Consider the following 20,626-nt stretch of genomic DNA (forward strand, 5'->3'; position numbering starts at 1 on the left):
TATGCCAGAAAGCCCCCCGGCATCCACGCCGCCAACCCCAAAAACAAAACCGGCCCGTCTTTCGACGGGCCGGCCTTATTTGCTGCTCAGCGCAGAAGCGGGATCACTCGCCCTTGCTATGGGCCGCCAGCTTCAGCCAGGTATCCACCACGGTGTCCGGGTTGAGGGAGATGGTCTGGATGCCTTCGTCCATCAGCCATTCTGCGAAGTCGGCGTGGTCGGAGGGGCCCTGGCCGCAGATGCCCACGTACTTGCCCAGCTTGTTGGCACCGCTGATGGCCATGGACAGCAGCATCTTCACGGCCGGGTCGCGTTCGTCGAAGGCGTGGGCCACCAGGCCGGAGTCGCGGTCCAGGCCCAGGGTGAGCTGGGTCAGGTCGTTGGAGCCGATGGAGAAGCCGTCGAAGTGCTGCAGGAACTGCTCGGCCAGCAGGGCGTTGGAGGGGATCTCGCACATCATGATGAGCTTGAGGTCGTTCTCGCCCTGCTTGAGACCGTGCTCGGCCAGCAGGTCGACCACGCCCTTGGCTTCGTCCAGGTTGCGCACGAAGGGCACCATCAGCTGCACGTTGGTCAGGCCCAGCTCGTTGCGCACCTTCTTCATGGCGGCGCATTCGAGCTCGAAGCAGTCACGGAAGCTGTGGGAGATGTAGCGGGAGGCGCCACGGAAGCCCAGCATGGGGTTTTCTTCTTCCGGCTCGTAGATCTCGCCGCCCAGCAGCTTGCGGTACTCGTTGGACTTGAAGTCGGACAGGCGCACGATCACGGGCTTCGGGTAGAAGGCCGCGGCGATGGTGGCGACGCCTTCCACCAGCTTCTCGATGAAGAACTGCTTGGGGGTGGCGTAGCCGCGGGAGCGGCGGGTGATCTCGGCACGCAGGCTGGCCGGCACCTGGCCGATCTCGAGGATGGCCTTGGGGTGGATGCCGATCATGTTGTTGATGACGAACTCCAGACGGGCCAGACCGACGCCGCCATTGGGGATCTGGGCGAATTCGAAGGCGAGCTCCGGGTTGCCCACGTTCATCATGATCTTCACCGGGATGTCGGGCAGGTTGCCCATGTCGGTGGTGACGACTTCGAACTCCAGCTTGCCGCGGTACACGTAGCCGGTGTCGCCTTCGGCACAGGACACGGTGACTTCGTCGTTCTCTTCCAGCACTTCGGTGGCGTTGCCGCAACCGACGATGGCGGGGATGCCCAGCTCACGGGCGATGATGGCGGCGTGGCAGGTACGGCCGCCGCGGTTGGTGACGATGGCGGAGGCGCGCTTCATCACCGGTTCCCAGTTGGGGTCGGTCATGTCGGTGACGAGGATGTCGCCGGCCTTGACGCGGTCCATCTCGGAGGCGTCCTTGACCACGCGGACCTGGCCGGCGCCGATTTTCTGGCCGATGGCGCGGCCGTGGGTGAGGGACTTGCTGTACTGCTTGAGGCGGTACTTCTCCATGACGTGGCCGGACTGCTGGCTCTTCACGGTTTCCGGGCGGGCCTGGAGGATGTAGAGCTTGCCGTCGTCGCCGCTCTTGCCCCACTCGATGTCCATCGGGCGGCCGTAGTGCTTCTCGATGATCATGGCGTAGCGGCCCAGCTCGAGCACGTCGGCGTCGGTCAGGGAGTAAACATTGCGCTCGGCTTCGGCCACGTCGATGGTGCGGGTGGACTTGCCGGCTTCCTTCTTCTCGGCGAAGACCATCTTGATGAGCTTGGAGCCGAGGTTGCGGCGGATCACGGCGGGCTTGCCCTGGGCCAGGGTGGCCTTGTGGACGTAGAACTCGTCGGGGTTCACCGCGCCCTGCACCACGGTCTCGCCGAGGCCGTAGGAGGCGGTGATGAAGACCACGCCGTCGAAGCCGGACTCGGTGTCCATGGTGAACATCACGCCGGAGGCGCCGATGTCGGAGCGGACCATGCGCTGCACGCCGGCGGACAGGGCGACTTCAGCGTGGGTGAAGCCCTTGTGCACGCGGTAGGCGATGGCGCGGTCGTTGTACAGGGATGCGAACACTTCCTTGATGGCGTGGAGGATGTTCTCGTAGCCATGGATGTTCAGGAAGGATTCCTGCTGGCCGGCGAAGGAAGCGTCGGGCAGATCTTCGGCGGTGGCGGAGGAGCGCACGGCGAAGCTGCCTTCGCCTTCGGCGGTGAGCTTCTCGTAGGCAGTCTTGATCTCGGCTTCGAGGGCCGGCGGGAAGGGGGTGTCCACGATCCACTGGCGGATCTGGGCGCCGGTGCGGGCCAGGGCCACCACGTCATCCACATCCAGGCTCTCGAGGGCGCCGCTGATGCGCTCGGCCAGGCCTTGATAGGCGAGGAACTCGCGGTAGGCATCGGCCGTGGTGGCAAAGCCGCCGGGCACGCGCACGCTGGCGGGCAGCTGGCTGATCATCTCGCCGAGCGAGGCGTTCTTTCCACCAACCTGCTCCACATCGGTCATGCGGAGTTCTTGGAAGGGAATGACGTTACGGGACATGGGGATCTTCCTGGGAGAAAAGGGAAAAAAGGGTCGAAAGCGGCATGTGAATATTTTTGTTGGAGCGCATTGTAAAGCGATTTGCTGCCCTGCCGCATGCAGGGTTTATCCTAACGCGCCGGGGCTTTCCGGCCCTGCCGACTCGATCACGAAGCGCCACGCGAGCCGGTTTTTCCGGTCGGGTCAGCCTGTTGGCGGCCGGATCGCCGGAATGGGATAAGATGCGGCGTCGGCCCTGCTGGATGGGTCCGGCGCTCATGTCCTTTCCCCTGTTGGCACTTCCATGACCCAGACCCGCCCCGTTTTCTTCATCTCCGACGGCACAGGCATCACCGCCGAGACCCTTGGTCACAGTCTTCTCGCCCAGTTTCCGGAAACCCGCTTCCGCCACCACCGCCTGCCCTTCGTGGACACCCCCGAAAAGGCCCACGATTGCGCCCTGCGCATCAAGGACGCGGCCATCGAGAGCGGCATCCGGCCGATCGTCTTCAATACCCTTGTCGACCCGCTGGCGGTAGCCGCCCTGCGCGAGGCGGACGCGCTCTTCCTCGATCTGTTCGAGAAGTTCATCGAACCCCTGGAGAGTGAGCTGGGCCAGCGCTCCACCCACACCGCCGGGCGCTTCCACGGCATTGCCGAAAGCCAGGACTACAAGCGGCGCATCGAGGCCATCAACTTCACCCTGGCCCACGATGACGGCGTCTCCCACGCCGACCTCGAAGAGGCCGACGTGATCCTGGTGGGCGTGAGCCGCTCCGGCAAGACCCCGACCAGCCTGTACCTGGCCATGCAGTTCGGCATCAAGGCCGCCAACTACCCGCTGATCCCCGAAGACTTCGAGCGCAACAAGCTGCCAGTCGAGCTGACCCGTCACCGCAGCAAGCTCTTCGGCCTCACCATCGGCCCCGACCGCCTGTCCCAGATCCGCCAGGAACGCCGCCCCAACAGCCGCTACGCCTCCATCGACAACTGCCTGCACGAAATCGAGGCCGCCCAGCGCATGATGAAGCGCGAAGGCATCAAGTGGCTGGACTCCACCGCCAAGTCCATCGAAGAGATCTCCACCATCATCCTGCAGGAAGTGCGGCTCGATCCCGCCTCGTACTGAAGTACGGAATCACCATCCTCCCTGCCCTGTCCAATTCATATAACAAGGAGAGCCCCGATGAAACGCAACCGACTCGGGCGCCGCGGCGGACTGCCGCGCGACGCCGAACAACTCCTGTGGCTCGCCAATGGCCTGGCCGACTCCAGCAGCCGCGCCGAAGATCACTTCTGGGACCAGCGCCTGGCCGACGCCGTGGATGGCCTGCTGCGGGCCGAGGATGAAGAAGCCCTCACCACCGCCCTCGACCACCTCAGCTCGGCTACTTCCAGCGTCCACGCCTACGACGAACTCGCCGACATGATCGAGTCGCGGGCCGAAGGCGCCCTCAAGTCGGACGATCAGCACGACGTGCTGCTGATCGCCGCACCGGTGATGGCCTGGTCGCGCTACCGCATTCCGGCCGCCCCCATCGCCGCCGCCGTGATGGCCAACCTGCGGGTCCATCTCAAGGCCCACGTACTGGCCACCGGGGTCAAGCTGGCCCTCGCCGACTTCCTGTTCAGCCCGGATCAGCTGCCCCAGGGCTACTGCGCCACGGCCGACTTCGCCACCCACCTGGGCAAGGCCGCCGAAGCCGACACCGACCTGCACATCAAGACCGACAACCTGCCGGAAACCGCCCAGTTCCTCTCCGACAACCGTTACCTGCTGGGCGCGGTGATGGTGCCCAAGGGCGCCCCCATCTTCCGCTGGCAGGAAGAAGACTGCAGCCGTGACCAGGCCCTGGAACAGTGGCGCGCCCAGGGCGGCGCCTGCGTGGCCCCGCTGCTCACCGGCTGCGCCTTTGAAGTGGTGCTGCCCAACGCCTACTTTGCGGCCAGCCGCGAAGCCGACAAGGCCTCCCGCCCCTACTCGATCCAGGCCTCGGTGGCCTTCCTGAGCACCACCCTCGATACCCCCGCTGCCGGGGTCCGGGCCGTGGTGGCGCCCTTCTTCGAGCGCCAGGTGGAGGAGTTCCGCATCGGCTTCACCCTGAGCGGCCAGAGCGACGTGGTGCATGGCGTGGTGTGGCCCCTGCTGGGCGCCGAGGACGAAAGCAGCGAGACCCTCGGCCAGATCGAAGCCACCCTGCAGGCCTGCGGCATCACCGACATCCTGATCCTCGACAACGAGTTTCCGATGGAATACTGCGACGACTGCGGCGCCCCCATGTACCCCTCCCCCGAGGGCGAGGCGGTGCACGCCGAACTGCCGGAAGAGCAGGCCGAGCAGATGCCCAAGCACCTGCACTGAAGCAACCGGGCGGGGCTCGCCCCGCCCGCCCTGGAGAACCTTCATGCCCCGCAAGATCCAGAAAAGTGATGCCGAATGGCGTGCCCTGCTGACGCCCGAGGAATACGCAGTGACCCGCCAGAAGGGCACCGAGCGCGCTTTCACCGGGCGCTACTGGGATTGCTCCGAGCCTGGGAAGTATGTGTGCACATGCTGTGGCGCCGACCTGTTCTCGTCGGCCCACAAGTTCGACTCGGGCTGCGGCTGGCCGAGCTTTCACAGCGCAGCGGCCCCCGAGAACGTTGAAGAAGCCGAGGACCGCAGCCACTTCATGGTGCGCACCGAGGTGCTGTGCCGGGAATGTGGCGCCCACCTGGGCCACGTCTTCGAGGATGGCCCCGCCCCCACCGGGCTGCGCTATTGCATCAACTCGGTGTCGGTCAAGCTCCAGCAGGACGAATGACTAGCGCCGCATCGCGGCGTAGGTCTGGGACATGAAATCCCGGCGGTAGAGCACCAGCACGATCAGGGTGGTCACCGCCGCGAAGGCCCACGGCTGGACAAACCAGAACACCGCCGCGAGGCCGAAGTAATAAGCCCGGATCCCCCGGTTGAACTCGTCACCGGCAAGGGAGTTCACCTTGGCGAAACGCTGGGCATCCTCCTCGGTGCCTTCACCCGGCGGCGGCGCCGCACCGATCAGGATGGACAGCATGTTGAACTGGCGCAGGGCCCAGGTGAACTTGAAGTAGGCCACCACGAAGACCAGCAGCAAGAGGATCAGCTTCACCTCCCACACCTCCCGCGACACATGCCGGGCAAAGGGCAGGTCGGACGCCACATCGATCAGCTTGTCCATGGTACCGAGCAGGGCCAGCAGGCCGGCGATCACGTAGATCGTGGTGTTGGCGTAGAAGGACACGTTCTGCATCAGGTTGCCGATCAGGGCCGAATCCGCCACCCGCACCTCGCGCCGCAGCAGCTGGCGCCCCCACTCCTCACGAAACCAGTGGCTGGCCCCGAGCAGGCCGCGCATGGTGCCGCCGGGGCCATGCTCCACCACCCAGCCGTAGCCAAACCAGCACACCAGGAACCAGATCAGGGCAAGCCAATCCACGGCCGTAAAGGCCGTCAGCCAGGCCCCCTGCATCAGCCCGCCTCCAGAAGGAAGTCATGGATCGGCGCGATCTGTGCCGGATCCATCAACACCGGGGCATGCCCCACCTCCGGCACCTCGACGAGCCGCGCCCGGGGGCCCCTGGCGCTCATCTCGGCCGCCGTCTCGGGAAGCAGCAGATCGGACTCGGCACCTCGGACCACCAGGGTCGGGCAGGCAATGGCGTCATACACCTGCCACAGATCCACGTCCTCAACGAGGGGCGACTTGCGGAAGGGCTCGGCGATGCCCGGGTCGTAGCGCATCACCCAGCCACCCTCCGCCTCCTTGATCGAAAACTCGGTGAGGTGCCGCCACTGGGCATCCGTCAGGCGCCCGAAGGGCACGCTGACCGCGCGGATGTAGGCCTCCGCCGCCTCCGGACTGGGAAACACCGGAGCCTGCCCCACGTACTGGCCGATGCGCTGAATGGAGCTGAGGGTGACCAGCGGCCCCACGTCGTTGAGCACCAGCCGGCGGATCGGGGTATCGGGCAGGCTGGCCAGCAGCATGCCGATCAGGCCGCCCATGGAGGTGCCCACCCAGTGCACGCTATCCACACCCAGCCGGGCGATCAGCGTGACCATGTCAGCCACATAGGTGGGCAGCTGGTAGTCGTCCTTCACCGGCAACCAGGGGCTGCGCCCACGCCCCACCACGTCGGGGCAGACGACCCGGTAATGGGGCGCCATGGCCCGGGCCAGGTCGTCGAAATCCCGGCCGTTGCGGGTCAGGCCATGGGCGCATACCAGCACCCGGGGATTGGCCGGATCGCCCCATTCCGTGTAGGCCATGCGGTGCAGGCCATGGGCACCGATGCACTGGACGCTGTGCTGCCGAGGCAACAGGCTGGAGGCCGGCGTACTGGAAGAAGTCTGGCGAAGGCTGTCAGGAAAGCTCATGGCAGGGCACTTGAAGGGAACGGGCCAAGGATAGCATCCACCGACCACCCCTAAAGCCTCAGCGCCCGTGCCAATAGCGCGGCTGCCGGCCCCGCTCCGCCTCGGGCAGCAGCCCGGCGCCGCCCAGCTCGAAGCTGACCGCCCCGGCTTCATCCGTGCGCAGCATGCCCGCACCACTGGCCGCCCAGCGGGCCCACACCTCGGGGTTGGGGTGCCGGAAACGGTTGCGGTAGCCCACCGGAAACACCACCCAGCGCGGCGAAGTGGCGGCGATGAAGGCCGCCGTGGACGAAGTCCGGCTGCCATGATGGGGCACCACCAGCACGTCGCTGGCGAGGGCCGCTGCGTCCCGCTGCAGCAGACCGGCCTCGGAAACAGCCTCGATGTCCGAGGTCAGCAGCAGGCGCCGGCCTGCAGCCTCCACCCGCAGCACGCAGGCCTGGTCATTGGTCTTGCCGGCCACGGCACCGGGCGCGGGATGCAGCATGTCGAAGCGGACGCCATCCCACACCCAGGCCTGCCCCGCGGCGCAGGGCACATCCCGCACGCCGGCAATCAGGCGCACGGGATGATTCTCCGGCAGGGAGCTGCGCACCTGATCCACCGGAATGCCGTCCAGCACAGCCTCGGCGCCCCCGGCGTGGTCATTGTCCTGATGCGTCACCACCAGCGCCTGCAATCGCCGCACCCCGGTGGCCCGCAGATACGGCAGCAGAATGCGCTCGCCGCTGTTGGCGTCCGCCGAGAAGGCCGGCCCGGTGTCGTAGAGCAGATCATGGGTGGCCGTCTGCACATGCACGGCGAGGCCCTGCCCCACATCCAGCACGGTGACCCGGGCCTCACCGGCCAGGGGACGCGGCGGAGTCCACAGCACCAGCGGGATCAGCGTCGCCAGCCCCAGCCAGCGGGCCGGCGTGCCCCTGGGCAGCAGGGCCCACAGGCAACCCAGGGTGGCCGTCACGGCCAGGGCCGGCGGCGGCGCGGCCTGATGCCAGGCCGCCCAAGGCAGGCTCCCCAACCAGCTCACGGGGACCATGGTCAGCGCAAAACTGCCATGGGCCAGATCGGCAAGGATCTGCAGGGGCAGCAGCGCAAAAAGCAGCGCCAGGGGCGTGACGATGAAGCTCACCAGCGGAATCGCAATCGCGTTGGCCAGGGGCGAAACCAGCGAGAACTGCTGGAAGAGCACCAGCAAGGCCGGGACCAGGCCGAGGGTGACCGCCCACTGGGTGCGCAGCACACCCACCAGACGCCCTTCCGGCCCGATCCGCCCGGTGCTGACCAGAAACAGCAAGGCCACCGCCCCGAAGGACAGCCAGAAGCCGGCAGCCGTGGCCGCCCAGGGATCGAGCACCAGCACCACCCCCAGCGCCAGGGCCAGCACCCGGCTGGGGGCCGTATCCCGGCGCAGCACCAGGGCCAGAGCCACACAGCCCAGCATGTAGAGGGTGCGCTGGGCAGGCACGCCCCACCCCGCCAGCAGGCAGTAAATCAGCGCCACGCAGAACCCCACCAGCACGCCCGCCTGCTGGGCCGGCCAACGCAGGGCCAGGGCCGGTGTGCGGCGCCAGCCCCACCCCGCCAGGGTGGCAAACAGGGCCGCCACCATGGTGACGTGCATGCCGCTGATGGCCACCAGGTGGGAGATGCCGGTGCGGGCAAAGAGCCGCCATTGCCCGGCCGGGATGGAACGCTGATCCCCCACCGCCAGGGCCACCAGAACTCCGGCATAGGGCCCGTCGGGCAGTGCCTGGCGAAAGCGCTCACGCACCGCCTCACGGACACGCTCGATGGCGTACATCAGGCCCGGCACCCGGGCCGTGATACGCAGGTTGCCCTCCGCCGGCCGCACATAGCCCGTGGCCCGGACGCCCTGCTGCAGCAACCAGCCCTCGTAGTCAAAGCCATGGGGATTGACGTTGCCGTGGGGGCGCTTCAGGCGCACGGTGAGCGCCCAGCGCTCACCCGCATGTATCCCGGGCAGAGTGTGCATCTCCCCGTCCCGAAAACCCCGGTACCAGGCCAGGGAGATCACCGGAGGCACCGGGGCCGCACTGTCTTCCACATGAAAATCGAAACGCACGCCCCGCTCGAAGTCCTGGGGCAGGGATGCCACGACACCGGTCAGCGCCACGTCGCGCCCTTCCCACTCGGCCGGCAGGCTGTCAGCCAGCCGCAGGTCGGCACGCCAGGCGGCGTAGCCCCAACCAGCCAGGAGAGCCCCGAGCAGCATCAGCGCCAGCAGGGCCCGGCGCATCGTGGCACCGGAGCAGGGACGCGCCGCCCTGGCCAGGCCAAGGGTAAGCATCGCCCCGGCCGCCGCCGCAAGCTGTGCCCCACCCGCAGGCAGGCTGGCGCCCGTCTGGCACAGCAGGACGCCCAACAAAAATCCCAAACACATAATCCGCATGGCGCGAAATCTAGCCCGAGCGGCCCGAATCACCAAGGCCCCCGGCCTCGGTTAGAATCCACGCAGCCTTGGCGCCTCCGGCTGCCCCACTCCCACCGCCCATGCGACGACTGCTGAAACGCTACCTGCCCGACCCCACGTCGCTTGCCGCCAACCGCTGGCTCGCGCCCTTCGGCACGACCCTGCTCCACCCTCGGCTATGGCACCTGAACCGCCACTCGGCCGCCGGCGCCGTTGCCATCGGCCTGTTCTGCGGCCTGATCCCCGGCCCTTTCCAGATGCTCGGCGCGGCGCTGGCCTGCATGGCGCTCCGGGTCAACCTGCCCCTGGCCCTGTTCACCACTCTCTACACCAACCCCTTCACCATCGTCCCGCTCTACATCCTGGCCTTCTCCATCGGCGAAGGGCTGCTGGGCGCCGGCACGGTGGGCTTCACGCCCCCGCCCGAATGGGCTGGTGGCGATCTGCTGAACTGGATTTCTGCCCTCGGAACCTGGATGGCCGATCTTGGCCGCCCCCTGGCCCTGGGCCTGATCGTACTGGCCTCGGGCCTCGCCCTTGCCGGCTACCTGCTCACCCGGCTTGCCTGGCGGACCTACCTGATCCACCACTGGCACCGGCGCCGACGCCGCTGAAGAAGCCATAAAAAGCAAAACCGGAAGCCTGGGCTTCCGGTTTTGTTTTTTCGGCGAAGAATGGCTCAGATGCGGAAGTGGGACACTTCCGAGCGCAGCTGCTGGGCCAGGTTCTCCAGCCGGCGGGCCGTCCCTGCCGTCTCCCGCACCGCATTGGAGTTCTGCTCCGCCATCTGGGCAATGCGCTCGACGTTGCGGGCGATATCCGTGCTGGCCGCCCCCTGCTCCCGGAGGGCCGCAGAAATATCGGTGACCGCCCGCACCACGTGGGTGGCGCCTTCGCGGATCTGGTCCATCGAGCTGCCGGCCTGCCCCGCCAGCACCACGCCCTCCTGAACCCGGGTCACCCCGTCCTGCATGGTATCGACCGCGCGGCTGGTGCCCTTCTGGATGGCCATCACCATGCTGGTGATCTCGTCCGTGGCCTTGGCGGTACGCTCGGCCAGCTTGCGCACCTCGTCGGCCACCACGGCAAAGCCACGCCCCGTCTCGCCGGCCCGGGCCGCTTCGATGGCCGCATTCAGGGCCAGGAGATTAGTCTGATCGGCAATCTCCTTGATGGAGTTGACGATGGTCGAGATCCGCACCGACTGGTCGCCCAGATCCTGGATCACGGAAGCGGACTCGCGCACCGAGGTGGCGATGCGCTCCATCTCCTCCACCGTGCGCGCCACAACCGCACCGCCATCGCTGGACAGCCGCCCGGACTCGGACGAGATGCCTTCTGCGGACGACGCGCTGGAGGCAATCTCCTCGATCCCGACAGTCATCTCCTCCACCGCCGCCGCCATGCTGGAGGCCGCCGAGCTCTGCTGATCGGACCCGCTCGAGACCATGGCGGCCGAGCTGGACAGGGAAACCGCAGCCCCGGCCACGTCATTGGCCCCGGACTGGACCTTGGCGATCACATCGGAGAAGGACTGGGCCATCTGGTTGAACTGGTCGGAAACCTGCCTCAGTTCATCCCACGCCGAAAAGTCGATGCGGCTGCGCAGGTTACCGGCAGCCAGCTCCTGGGCGCCGGCCCGCAGCTCCTGCACTGACTGCATCACCGCGATGCAGAAACCCACTGACAGGTAGAGCAACGCCAGCAGGGACAAACCGGAGAGCGCCGCGGCAACGTAAAAATCCTGCTTCAGTTTGCCGAGCCGCTTCTCGAGCAGGGAGGTGGCTTCGGGAATCAGGGTGCCGTAGGTCTTGGAGAACACCAGATCGATGGTCTTGGTGACCATGTCGAAGTAGGCCGGCGGCGCCATCTCGAGATCGCCCTTGAGGACATGGTTCTGCAGCTGATCGACCACCTGCGAGGTGGAGGTGTTGAAATCCTTGCCCAGGGCATCCAGGGTCGGACGGATGTTGGCGTTGGCAGCGGCGGCCCGCTCGAAGTTCTCGTTGAGATCCAGCACCGCCATGTTCAACTCGCCCAGCTGGGAGCTGAGGTCGAAGCGCCGCTGGTCATCCACCGCCTTTGCGGCAAGGGCGCCAGTCCCCATGGCACGCAGGCGCCCGAGGCGCTCCGACACGTCGGGCACACGGCGCAGGGTGTTGTCGATGAGGTAGTAGGTATCAGCCGATGGGTCGAGGGTCAGGTTTCCATCGTCACCCAGATCGTGCAGGGCCAGCACGATCTTGCGGATCAGCCCGGTGTGCGCCACCAGGTTGTCCCGCGGGGCCATCTGCAGGCCTTTGCCGAGCAGGGTCTCCCAGCCGCTGCGCACCTCGGTCCAGCGTCGGCTCGCACTCGGAGCGACATCGGCCTGCAGCACCTCGTCGGCGGCCTTCATCGCCTCCACCAGCTCGTCGGTCTTCTTCTGCAGGCGCGGCCGCAACTCCTCATTACCGTTGAGCACCCCGGACGACAAGCCCCGGTGCTGCTGGGTCAGTTCCAGCACCTTGAGCAGCCGGGGCACCCGCTGGATCGAAACGAGTTCGCTCTCGGTGAACGTGATGCTGGAACGCAGCGACAAGGTCAGCTGAGTCAGCAGGAAGCCGACCACGAGAAGGGCAATCACGCCGAGAAGGGAGAACTTTGCCGGGTAGCGCATGCGGTTGAGCATGGCGACGGCAGGTAAGAAAAGGGTTTTCATAGAGGCTCCGACAAGGTCGTGGTCGTGATTCTCGCTACTGACCACCTATCGGCCCCGGCGCCTGCAAACTTAAGGGAAACCCGAAATCCGGCCCGCGCCCGGCAACACAGCCGGGCTGCCCCTCAGTCTCCCGCCGACAACACCCCGTCACGCAGATTCAGAACCCGGCTGGTGCGGGCGGCGAGCAGCGGGTCATGGGTGACGATCACGAAGCTCGTGCCCTGCTCCTCGGCCAGCTCCAGCATCAGGGCGAAGACCTTCTCCGCCGTTTGCCGGTCCAGGTTGCCGGTGGGCTCGTCGGCCAGCACGCAGGCCGGCCGGGTGACCAGCGCCCGGGCGATGGCGGCGCGCTGGCGCTCGCCGCCCGACAGCTCGCCCGGCGTATGGCTCAGGCGGTGGCCCAGCCCGACCGCCTTGAGGGTCTCCGCCGCCCGGGCCAGGGCCTCGTCCTTCTTCAGGCGCCGCACGAAGAGCGGCATCGCCACGTTTTCAAGGGCCGAGAACTCGGCCAGCAGATGGTGAAACTGGTACACGAAACCCAGCGACTCGTTGCGCAGCCGGCCGCGCTCCGCATCGGAGATGGTCGAGAAGTCCTTGCCGAGCAGCTTCACGCCCCCGGCCGAGGGCGCATCAAGCCCGCCCAGCAGGTGCAGCAGGGTGCTCTTGCCAGACCCGGACGAGCCCACCACGGCCACCCGCTCTCCCCGGGCCACGGCCAGGGACACATTGCTCAGCACCTGGACCGCGTCGTCGCCCTCGCGAAAGGACTTGGACAGGCCGTGACACTCGATCACCGGCGCTCGCATCGTCACATCACTCATAGCGCAGGGCCTCCGCCGGATTGAGGCGCGACGCCCGCCAGCTCGGATACAGGGTGGCCACCAGGGTCAGCACGAAGGACACGCTGGTGATGGTGATCACGTCCGCCCATTGCAGCTCGGAGGGCAGATCGGAGATGTAGTAAACATCCTTGGCCAGAAACTGGATGCCCAGGGCCCGCTCGATGGCCGGCACCACCACGTCGATGTTGAGGGCCAGGCTGACGCCGCCCAGCACCCCCAGTGCCAGCCCGATGAAGCCGATCAGGGCCCCCTGGATCACGAAGATCCCCATGATGGAGCCGGGGCTGGCCCCCAGGGTGCGCAGGATGGCGATATCGGCCTGCTTGTCCTGCACCGCCATCACCAGGGTGGACACGATGTTGAAGGCCGCCACGGCCACGATCAGCAGCAGGATGATGAACATCACGTTCTTCTCGATCTGCACGGCCCGGAAGAAATTGGCGTGACTGCGGGTCCAGTCCGACACCACCGCATCCGCATCCACAAAGGCCGTCAGCTCCCGCGCCACCCGGGGCGCCTCGAAGAGATCGTCGAGCTTGAGGCGCACGCCGGACACCCGGTCCTCCATGCGATAGAGCGTCTGGGCGTCGTTGAGATGCACCAGGGCGAGGCTGGAGTCGTACTCGTACATCCCCACTTCAAAGATGCCCACCACCCGGAACTGCTTGAGGCGCGGCAGGATGGCCGCCGGCGTCACCAGGCCCTGGGGGGCGATGAGCGTGACCTTGTCGTTCATGGACACCCGCAGCGCCCGGGCCAGATCGGCCCCCAGGACGATGCCGAACTCGCCGGCACGCAGGTCACCGAGCCGCCCGAAGCGCATGTGCTGGGCGAAATCTGCCACCTTGTCTTCCGCGTCGGGCACGACGCCGCGGATCAGCGTGCCACGCACCGTCTGGTCATAGGACAACATGCCCTGGGCCTGCACGAAGGGCGCGGCAAAACGCACCTGCGGGTGCTTGGCGGCATCGTCGGCAACCCGCTGCCAGTTGCTCAGCTCCCCGTCGAACCCGCTCACCTGGACGTGGGACGCCACCCCCAGGATGCGGGTGCGCAGCTCTTTCTGGAAGCCGTTCATCACCGACAGGACGACGATCAGCGCCGCCACACCCAGGGCGATCCCCAGCATGGACACCATTGAAATAAAGGAGATGAAACGATTGCGGCCCTGCGCCTGCCGCTTGGAGCGGGTATAGCGCAGGCCGACGAGAAATTCATAGGACATCAGCACGAAACCGGAAACGCCGGCACACGGCGCGAGGGCGCATTGTGCCGGAGTTGGCAAGGACTGGGTATCCTGCCCTGCGCCGGGCTTACAATCCCATGCCGCATGCGCCGGGATGGCCTTGCGGCAATGGCCCCCGCCCGCCCCGCCAGGAACCTGACCATGCTTCGAGCCACCCTTGCCGCCCTGCTTCTCGCCCTGCCCGCCCTGGCAAGCGCCCAAACGGCGCTCATGACCCGGCCCGACAAGCTCCGCGATACCCCCTCGTCCTTCGCCTTCGGCATCGCCGAGGTGCACCGGCGCAGCAGCGTCCAGGTGCTGGAAGTGCGCGGCGAGTGGGTACGGGTGGAGATCTCCGGCAACCGTACCGGCTGGATTCAACGGGACAGCACCGACCTGGGCAGCGCACCACCCGAAAACAGTGCCTCCCCGGCCCCGTCCTCCCCGCTGCGCAGCGGCAGCTCCGCCGCCCTACCGCGCAGCGCGGCCAGGGCCAGCAACCACGCCCTGATCCTCAGCCTGACACCTTCTGACCCCAAGGCCGATGCCAGCAGTGCCGGCCGCATTGCCGCGCTGATGGGCGTCCCCGACACCAACACCCGCTACCTTGCCGCCCTCAGCCTGGACGGCCTGCGCCAGGCCCTGGCCGAACTCGACGCACGGATCGGTGATCAGGACCGGGTGTTCATCCACATCGCGGCCTTCGGCGCCCGCCCGAGAAGCGGCGCAGACTGCGGCGACGCCATTCTCAGCGACGACAAGCAATTGTTCACCGCCACAGAACTGCACCGCTACCTGCAGGGCCTGGCGGCCCGGACCGACAAGGTCTTCGTCGTCATCGATGCCGGCCGCGGCGACGAGCGCAAGCCCACCACCGCGGTGCATAGCCGCTTCAGCCGCCAGCCCGTTGCCGACGGCGCCTGCAGCAGCGAGAGCTTCGGCCAGGCTGGCACGCCGCTGCCTGCCAATGTCCAGATCCTGCTGGCGGCCCCGCGCAACCGGGCGGCCTTCGAAGACGGCAATGGCGGTCTGGCCACCCAGGCCCTGCTGGCCTGCCTCGAAGGCCGGGCGCCGACACCGGGCAACAGCGGCCTGGCCGACGGCGACGCCCTGCGCCGCTGCGCCCAGCCGCTCCTGGACCGCAAACCGGGTGAACAGCAGCTGGCTCTCGCCGGCAATCCGGCGCTGATTCCCGCCCCCTTCTCATGGACCTCCGACCCCACCGGCACCGATGCCCCCCGACGCAGCCTGGAGGCCATCCACGCCCAGCGTGACCAGCGTCGGCGCTTCGATGCCCGCCCCGCAGGCCGCGCCACGGCTGCAGGCACGCCGATGCAGATCACCAGTGACCGCCCCGGGCATCTGTATGTGCTGATGGCCGGCGACGGCGGCCTGAGCCTGCTCTACCCCAACCAGTACAGCCCCGACACCCGCCTGGAACCCGGCGCCCGGATCAGCCTCCTGCCCCCTGAGGGCCGCAAATCGTTGGCAGGTAGCCGCCTGCTCTTTTTGCTGACCGACGGACCGAGAACCCCGTACCGCGGTGGTTTTGCACCCACGGGAGCCATCTCGGCCACCCATCCGGACGCCCGCGGCCTGCGCAGCGCCACCGAAGAATTCCTCGGCGGCGACGTGGCCCCCCAATGCCGCTTCAGCGAAACCCGCAATCTGGGTGCGACCCAGGCACGTCAGTGCTCCAGCGCCTTTGCCGCCAGATGGATCACCGCTCCGTAGGGAAATGCCGTCCGCCAAGGGCCGTGCACGCCAGGGTGCAGCCCGGCCCCGCAGGCCTGCGGCACTCCACTAGAATGTCGCTCCCCCTCGGCAGCTTATCTCCCGAGCGGACAGGCACCCTCAGGCGGACGCCCCGAACAACATCACCTATGGCACCCACGCGCCCCCCGGTCAGATGGCCATTCCACCATCCACGGGTGGGCCAACCCGGCTTTTCCCGATGCAACTCGAGTTGATCATTCCCGGCCTGAGCTGGCTCGCCGCCGCTCCCGGCCAACACCCTGCCCATGCCCAGCCCCTGCCGGCGCTGGCCACCCTGCTCGGCTTCGCACGCAGCCGCTGGACCGGACCGACCAGCACCGACGCGCTGCTGGCCGAAGCCCTCGGCCTCAACGGCAGCGTCTCCCACGCCTTGCTGCGCCGCAGTGGTGAAGAAGGCCCCGACATGGCAGCCGGCGGCCACTGGCTGTGCTGCGACCCGGTGCACCTGCACTTTGCCCGGGACACCCTGCTCCTCGCCGACGCCAGCGGGCTGGCCATCACCCGGCAGGAGGCCGACATCCTCATGGCCGGGCTCAACGACACCTTTGCCGACATCGGACACTTCGAGGCCCCGGCCCCGGACCGCTGGTACCTGCACCTGGCCGAGCAGCCCGCCCCGCGTTTTCACCCCCTGGCAGACGTCAATGGCCGCCCGGTGCAGCTGTTTCTGCCCGAAGGCGAGGACATCCGCCCGTGGGCACGCCTGTCCAACGAGATCGAGGTGTGGCTGTACAGCCACCCGGTGAATGCCGCTCGGGAAGAAGCCGGCCAGCGCAAGATCAACGGCATCTGGTTGTGGGGTGGCGGCCCGGCCCAGGCCCCATGCACGCCGCGGATCACCCGGCTGCAGGCGGGCCAGCCCTACGCCGTCGGCCTGGCCCGCCTGGCCGGGCTGACGCCCGCGGCATGCAGCACTTACACCACGCCCACCGGCCCGACCCTGGCCCTGCTCGACGCCTTGCAGCGCCCTGCCCTGCACCACGATCGGGACGCCTGGCTGCACGAACTCCGGCAGCTCGAGACCCACTGGTTCGCGCCCCTGCTCGCCGACCTGAAGGCCCGCCGCCTCGACGGCGTGCGCATCCGGGTACCCGACGACAGACACCTGCTCGAAGCCGACATCGCCGCCTCCGGCCTGTGGAAGTTCTGGCGCAAACCCCAGCCCCTCGACGCCCTGCTGGCGACCGCCCCTCAACCCAAATCAAGCACCCCATGACCCGCATCCTGCCCCGCCCGGTCCCCGGCCGCGCCGTCAGCCGCCTGCTCGACGCCGGCACCCACCCCCTGCTGGCTCGCATCTATGCGGCCCGCGGCATCGACAATCGCGAGCAGCTCGACTACAGCCTGAAGGCCTTGCTGCCCCCCGCCCAGCTGAAGGGCGTGCATGACGCTGCACAGATCCTGGCCGACGCCATCGAGGCAGGTGCGCGCATGGTCATCGTCGCCGACTACGATTGCGACGGCGCCACCGCCTGTGCCGTCGGCGTGCGCGCCCTGCGGGCTTTCGGGGCCGAGGTCGGCTACCTGGTCCCCAACCGCTTCGAGTACGGCTACGGCCTCACCCCGGCCATCGTCGAGCTCGCTGCCGGCATGGAGCCCGACCTGCTGATCACCGTGGACAACGGCATCGCCAGCGTCGAAGGCGTGGCTGCCGCGCGGGAGCACGGCATCGCCACCGTCATCACCGACCACCACCTGCCCGGCGACGAGCTGCCCGAGGCCGATGTGATCGTCAATCCCAACCAGCCCGGCTGCCCCTTCCCGAGCAAGGCCCTGGCCGGCGTCGGCGTCATGTTCTACACCATGCTGGCCCTGCGCGCCGAGTTGCGCGACCGGGGCGCCTTCGAAGGCAAGACCGAGCCTAATCTGGCGGACCTGCTCGATCTGGTCGCCCTGGGAACGGTGGCAGACGTGGTCAAGCTCGACCACAACAACCGCATCCTGGTCTCCCAGGGGCTGCAGCGCATGCGCGCCGACCGTATGCAACCCGGCGTGCGTGCCCTGTTTGCGGCGGCCGGCCGCGACGCCAGCCGGGCCACCACCTTCGACATGGGCTTTGCCCTCGGCCCCCGCCTCAACGCCGCCGGCCGGCTGGCGGACATGTCCCTGGGCATCGAATGCCTGATCACCGACGACATGGGTCGCGCCCTGAACATCGCCCAGGAGCTCGACAAGCTCAACCGGGAGCGTCGGGCCATCGAAGCCGACATGCAGGAAGGCGCCATGGCCGAGCTGGACGCCATCGACCCGGGAGCCCGCTCAACCCTGGTGCTCTTCGAGGCCGAATGGCACCAGGGGGTCATCGGCATCCTGGCCGGGCGGATCAAGGAGAAGTTCCATCGCCCCACCATCGCCTTTGCCCGGGGCAGCGAGGGAGAACTCAAGGGCTCGGGCCGCTCCATCCCCGGTCTGCATCTGCGGGATGCCCTCGATCTGGTAACCAAGCAGGCACCGGAGCTGATCCTCAAGTTCGGGGGCCACGCCATGGCGGCCGGGCTGACCATCCGGGAGGACGACCTTGGACGCTTTGAAGCCCTGTTCGAGAGTGTCGTGCAAGGCCTGATCGACCCCGCCGACCTGACCCGCAGCCTCGAAACCGACGGCCCGCTGGAGGACAGTCTCTACAACCTGGAAACCGCCCGCCTGCTGGAGCGGGAGATCTGGGGTCAGGGCTTCTCGGCACCGGTGTTCGACGACACCTTCCGGGTGGAGAACCAGCGTATCCTCAAGGACAAGCACCTCAAGCTGCAACTGCGCAAGGGCAACACCCGCATCGACGCGATCCAGTTCAACCACGCGGAGCCGGCGGCCCAGACCATCCACGCGGCCTTCCGCCTGGCCGTCAATGAGTACAACGGCGTCGCCAGCATCCAGCTGATGCTGGAGCATTTCGACCCTGCCTGAGGCGGGGCCAGGGCCCGTGCTCATCGGCTCCATACGCAACAAGGCCCCGAAGACGGGGCCTTGTGAAATCCTTGTCCGGGCCGCGGCCCGGTCAGCCGAAGCGGCTTACGCTGCCGTGCCGGAGTCATCTCCGGTTGCTGGCGAGGAGTCCGGAAGCTCGGCCTCCGCCTCGTCCTCGTCAGATGCTCCCTTGCCTTCAAGCTTGCGCAGGCGTTTCTCCTCCTGCTTGCGCTTCTTCTCCAGTTCCCGCTGGCGCTTCTCGAACGAATAATTGGTCTTGGCCAAGATCACCTTCCCGTCATGCCGGAATAAAAAAGGGATTCAACTAGGGAATGCTGAACAGACAGCGACCGGCGACCCGCAGGGTCACCGGCACTGACTTGAAACGGAGGAGTCAGCCCGACAGACACGGGCTGGAGAAACGCTCAGTAACGGTTTCCGCCGCCACCGCCAAAACCACCGCCACCGCCCCCACCGCCGGGGCCGCGACGACCACCGCCGCCGAACCCGCCACCACCACCGCCACCGCCCGGACCACGACGGCCGCCGCCACCGCCGAAGCCGCCGCTACGGGGCTCCTGGGGACGTGCTTCGTTGACGGTCAGGTTGCGACCGTCAAAGCTCTTGCCGTTGAGGGCAGAGATGGCGCTCTGCGCCTCTTGATCGGAACCCATTTCGACAAAGCCGAAACCCTTGGAGCGGCCGGTTTCGCGGTCCATGATCACCTGGGCAGAAGCCACGGTGCCGAACTCGCCAAAAATTTCTTCCAGACGACTCTTATCCACGCTGTAGGCCAGATTGCCCACGTAAAGCTTAGTACCCAATTGACGCGCTCCATGAAATAAAGGCGGCCGTGAGGAGGTCCGCGCATACACACAATAGCAAGGCAATTCGCGCGCGTCGAATGTTTTTGTGATGCACCAGAATGGGGTAATACTGCAGCCCGAAGGCCCTCCGGAAACCCGGGGAGCCGCACCGTTCTTGTGCGCCGCAAGCCGCTTCTTCAAGCCCCCTGCGCCGCCGAAACGAGGATCAGCGCGGGCACCACCACAAAGTACAGGCGCATCGCCATGCGCAGGCGGGAACCGGGCTCTGCCAGGCCCATGTAATGGCGGATCACCAACATCCCCTTGAGCCCGACGATCACGGCCACCACCGCCGCCGTGAGGCCTGCCGGCAGAGCCCCCTCCCCGAGCCAGGCACTTCCGAGGGTCAGCGCCAGCAGGCCCAGCCACACCACCGTCGCCCGGTTTTCATCGATCTTCGTCATGACACGCCTTCAGTGCAGCACATACAGCAGGGGAAAGATGACGATCCAGGCCAGGTCGGTGGCATGCCAGTACAGCACCGCCGCTTCAAGCCCCTCATGGTCCGCCGCGCTGTAGGCACCAAACTGCGCCCGCAGGATGGCCCAGATCAGGCCCAGGCAGCCCCACACCACATGGACGAGGTGATTGAAGGTCAGGTAGTAGTACATGGCCACGAAGCTGTTCCCGGTGCCCACCACGCCATGCTCGATGTTCCACCGGAACTCGAAAGCCTTGATCAGCAGAAAAGCCAGTCCGCCGCACAGGGTCGCGATCAGCCAGTTGCGCGCCGCGATCCCATCCCCGCGCCGGATGGCCAGCACGGCCCGCACCGCCAGGTAGCCGCTGGTCAGCATGACCACCGTGTTGGCAATGCCCGCTCCCGCGTTGAGCATGGCCGGACCGGCGTGGAAGTCATCGGGGTGCACGTGGCGGAACCACGCCCAGGCCAGGAACATCAGCGCAAACTCGCTCAGTTCGCACAGGATGCCGACCCAGATTCCCCGGTTGCCCGGTACGGTGGGCGCCTCCACCGGGACGGCGCTTGCTGCGAGATCCATCACTTCCTCTCCTGCCTGTGATCCAGACG

The 20,626-nt window shown here is 67.3% G+C and carries 18 protein-coding genes; 7 read left to right on the forward strand and 11 right to left on the reverse strand.

Going from position 1 to position 20,626, the window contains the following annotated elements:
• Positions 1-103: 103 nt before the first annotated feature.
• The gene (gene ppsA, locus L6Q67_RS21405; protein ID WP_296574645.1) at positions 104-2,473 is read right to left on the reverse strand and encodes a phosphoenolpyruvate synthase; all 2,370 of its coding nucleotides are present in this window, start codon (positions 2,471-2,473) and stop codon (positions 104-106) included.
• Between the two features lie 283 nt (positions 2,474-2,756).
• Here ppsA and L6Q67_RS21410 point away from each other — a divergent pair, with 283 nt between their 5' ends.
• The 3 genes from L6Q67_RS21410 to msrB are packed head-to-tail and all read left to right on the forward strand — an operon-like array spanning position 2,757 to position 5,256.
• Entirely contained in the window at positions 2,757-3,581 is an 825-nt protein-coding gene (locus L6Q67_RS21410; protein ID WP_296574648.1) for a pyruvate, water dikinase regulatory protein, read from the forward strand.
• Between the two features lie 57 nt (positions 3,582-3,638).
• Positions 3,639-4,814, forward strand: coding sequence for a DUF2863 family protein (locus tag L6Q67_RS21415; protein WP_296574650.1), 1,176 nt, complete (start codon positions 3,639-3,641; stop codon positions 4,812-4,814).
• A gap of 43 nt (positions 4,815-4,857) precedes the next feature.
• Positions 4,858-5,256 (forward strand): peptide-methionine (R)-S-oxide reductase MsrB, encoded by a 399-nt coding sequence (gene msrB / locus L6Q67_RS21420; protein ID WP_296574654.1) that lies wholly within the window; start codon positions 4,858-4,860, stop codon positions 5,254-5,256.
• Here msrB and L6Q67_RS21425 read toward each other — a convergent pair whose 3' ends face one another.
• Genes L6Q67_RS21425 through L6Q67_RS21435 form a run of 3 tightly spaced genes read right to left on the reverse strand, consistent with a single transcriptional unit; the run spans position 5,257 to position 9,159 of the window.
• The gene (locus L6Q67_RS21425; protein WP_296574657.1) at positions 5,257-5,943 is read right to left on the reverse strand and encodes a DUF599 domain-containing protein; all 687 of its coding nucleotides are present in this window, start codon (positions 5,941-5,943) and stop codon (positions 5,257-5,259) included. It lies immediately after the preceding gene.
• A complete protein-coding gene (locus tag L6Q67_RS21430; RefSeq protein WP_296574660.1) occupies positions 5,943-6,851 on the reverse strand; it encodes an alpha/beta hydrolase in 909 nt (302 codons plus the stop codon). Before L6Q67_RS21430 ends, L6Q67_RS21425 begins: the two co-directional genes overlap by 1 nt.
• A 58-nt stretch (positions 6,852-6,909) precedes the next feature.
• Complete coding sequence (locus L6Q67_RS21435) at positions 6,910-9,159, reverse strand: DNA internalization-related competence protein ComEC/Rec2 (protein WP_367171661.1); 2,250 nt, start codon at positions 9,157-9,159, stop codon at positions 6,910-6,912.
• Positions 9,160-9,362: 203 nt separating this feature from the next.
• On the opposite strand from L6Q67_RS21435, the gene L6Q67_RS21440 reads away from it, so the two are divergent.
• A complete protein-coding gene (locus tag L6Q67_RS21440; protein ID WP_296574665.1) occupies positions 9,363-9,896 on the forward strand; it encodes a DUF2062 domain-containing protein in 534 nt (177 codons plus the stop codon).
• A gap of 65 nt (positions 9,897-9,961) precedes the next feature.
• Here L6Q67_RS21440 and L6Q67_RS21445 read toward each other — a convergent pair whose 3' ends face one another.
• The 3 genes from L6Q67_RS21445 to L6Q67_RS21455 form a co-directional block, all read right to left on the reverse strand.
• On the reverse strand, positions 9,962-11,983 hold the full coding sequence (locus L6Q67_RS21445; RefSeq protein WP_296574670.1) for a methyl-accepting chemotaxis protein: 2,022 nt from the start codon (positions 11,981-11,983) through the stop codon (positions 9,962-9,964).
• Between the two features lie 122 nt (positions 11,984-12,105).
• On the reverse strand, positions 12,106-12,804 hold the full coding sequence (lolD, locus tag L6Q67_RS21450; RefSeq protein ID WP_296574673.1) for a lipoprotein-releasing ABC transporter ATP-binding protein LolD: 699 nt from the start codon (positions 12,802-12,804) through the stop codon (positions 12,106-12,108).
• Positions 12,797-14,050 (reverse strand): lipoprotein-releasing ABC transporter permease subunit, encoded by a 1,254-nt coding sequence (locus L6Q67_RS21455; RefSeq protein ID WP_296574676.1) that lies wholly within the window; start codon positions 14,048-14,050, stop codon positions 12,797-12,799. The genes lolD and L6Q67_RS21455 overlap by 8 nt, the downstream gene beginning before the upstream one ends.
• A gap of 162 nt (positions 14,051-14,212) precedes the next feature.
• Here L6Q67_RS21455 and L6Q67_RS21460 point away from each other — a divergent pair, with 162 nt between their 5' ends.
• The 3 genes from L6Q67_RS21460 (at position 14,213) to recJ (ending at position 18,730) form a co-directional block, all read left to right on the forward strand.
• Positions 14,213-15,784 carry a caspase family protein gene (locus L6Q67_RS21460; protein WP_296574677.1) on the forward strand — a complete coding sequence of 524 codons (1,572 nt, stop codon included), beginning with the start codon at positions 14,213-14,215 and terminating at the stop codon, positions 15,782-15,784.
• 220 nt (positions 15,785-16,004) lie between these two features.
• Complete coding sequence (locus L6Q67_RS21465; protein WP_296574679.1) at positions 16,005-17,042, forward strand: hypothetical protein; 1,038 nt, start codon at positions 16,005-16,007, stop codon at positions 17,040-17,042.
• A complete protein-coding gene (gene recJ, locus L6Q67_RS21470; RefSeq protein ID WP_296574681.1) occupies positions 17,039-18,730 on the forward strand; it encodes a single-stranded-DNA-specific exonuclease RecJ in 1,692 nt (563 codons plus the stop codon). The genes L6Q67_RS21465 and recJ overlap by 4 nt, the downstream gene beginning before the upstream one ends.
• 105 nt (positions 18,731-18,835) lie before the next feature.
• Here recJ and L6Q67_RS21475 read toward each other — a convergent pair whose 3' ends face one another.
• The 4 genes from L6Q67_RS21475 to L6Q67_RS21490 all read right to left on the reverse strand — a co-directional run bounded on the left by L6Q67_RS21475 (position 18,836) and on the right by L6Q67_RS21490 (position 20,597).
• Complete coding sequence (locus L6Q67_RS21475) at positions 18,836-19,015, reverse strand: hypothetical protein (protein ID WP_296574684.1); 180 nt, start codon at positions 19,013-19,015, stop codon at positions 18,836-18,838.
• Between the two features lie 140 nt (positions 19,016-19,155).
• Entirely contained in the window at positions 19,156-19,554 is a 399-nt protein-coding gene (locus tag L6Q67_RS21480; protein WP_296574687.1) for an RNA-binding protein, read from the reverse strand.
• 179 nt (positions 19,555-19,733) lie between these two features.
• Entirely contained in the window at positions 19,734-20,000 is a 267-nt protein-coding gene (locus L6Q67_RS21485) for a cytochrome C oxidase subunit IV family protein (protein ID WP_296574690.1), read from the reverse strand.
• 9 nt (positions 20,001-20,009) lie between these two features.
• Entirely contained in the window at positions 20,010-20,597 is a 588-nt protein-coding gene (locus tag L6Q67_RS21490; RefSeq protein WP_296574693.1) for a cytochrome c oxidase subunit 3 family protein, read from the reverse strand.
• Between the last annotated feature and the right edge of the window lie 29 nt (positions 20,598-20,626).

It is taken from the genome of Zoogloea sp. (assembly GCF_023150065.1).
Classification (GTDB): Bacteria; Pseudomonadota; Gammaproteobacteria; order Burkholderiales; family Rhodocyclaceae; genus Zoogloea.

Excerpts from the sequence above, each read along its gene's own strand:
- L6Q67_RS21440 (WP_296574665.1), top strand. The coding sequence starts at position 9,363 with ATGCGACGACTGCTGAAACGCTACCTGCCCGACCCCACGTCGCTTGCC.
- L6Q67_RS21485 (WP_296574690.1), bottom strand. The coding sequence starts at position 20,000 with ATGACGAAGATCGATGAAAACCGGGCGACGGTGGTGTGGCTGGGCCTG.
- L6Q67_RS21465 (WP_296574679.1), top strand. The coding sequence starts at position 16,005 with ATGCAACTCGAGTTGATCATTCCCGGCCTGAGCTGGCTCGCCGCCGCT.
- msrB (WP_296574654.1), top strand. The coding sequence starts at position 4,858 with ATGCCCCGCAAGATCCAGAAAAGTGATGCCGAATGGCGTGCCCTGCTG.
- lolD (WP_296574673.1), bottom strand. The coding sequence starts at position 12,804 with ATGAGTGATGTGACGATGCGAGCGCCGGTGATCGAGTGTCACGGCCTG.
- L6Q67_RS21455 (WP_296574676.1), bottom strand. The coding sequence starts at position 14,050 with ATGTCCTATGAATTTCTCGTCGGCCTGCGCTATACCCGCTCCAAGCGG.
- ppsA (WP_296574645.1), bottom strand. The coding sequence starts at position 2,473 with ATGTCCCGTAACGTCATTCCCTTCCAAGAACTCCGCATGACCGATGTG.
- L6Q67_RS21460 (WP_296574677.1), top strand. The coding sequence starts at position 14,213 with ATGCTTCGAGCCACCCTTGCCGCCCTGCTTCTCGCCCTGCCCGCCCTG.
- L6Q67_RS21425 (WP_296574657.1), bottom strand. The coding sequence starts at position 5,943 with ATGCAGGGGGCCTGGCTGACGGCCTTTACGGCCGTGGATTGGCTTGCC.
- L6Q67_RS21445 (WP_296574670.1), bottom strand. The coding sequence starts at position 11,983 with ATGAAAACCCTTTTCTTACCTGCCGTCGCCATGCTCAACCGCATGCGC.
- L6Q67_RS21490 (WP_296574693.1), bottom strand. The coding sequence starts at position 20,597 with ATGGATCTCGCAGCAAGCGCCGTCCCGGTGGAGGCGCCCACCGTACCG.
- recJ (WP_296574681.1), top strand. The coding sequence starts at position 17,039 with ATGACCCGCATCCTGCCCCGCCCGGTCCCCGGCCGCGCCGTCAGCCGC.
- L6Q67_RS21415 (WP_296574650.1), top strand. The coding sequence starts at position 3,639 with ATGAAACGCAACCGACTCGGGCGCCGCGGCGGACTGCCGCGCGACGCC.
- L6Q67_RS21435 (WP_367171661.1), bottom strand. The coding sequence starts at position 9,159 with ATGCTTACCCTTGGCCTGGCCAGGGCGGCGCGTCCCTGCTCCGGTGCC.
- L6Q67_RS21410 (WP_296574648.1), top strand. The coding sequence starts at position 2,757 with ATGACCCAGACCCGCCCCGTTTTCTTCATCTCCGACGGCACAGGCATC.
- L6Q67_RS21430 (WP_296574660.1), bottom strand. The coding sequence starts at position 6,851 with ATGAGCTTTCCTGACAGCCTTCGCCAGACTTCTTCCAGTACGCCGGCC.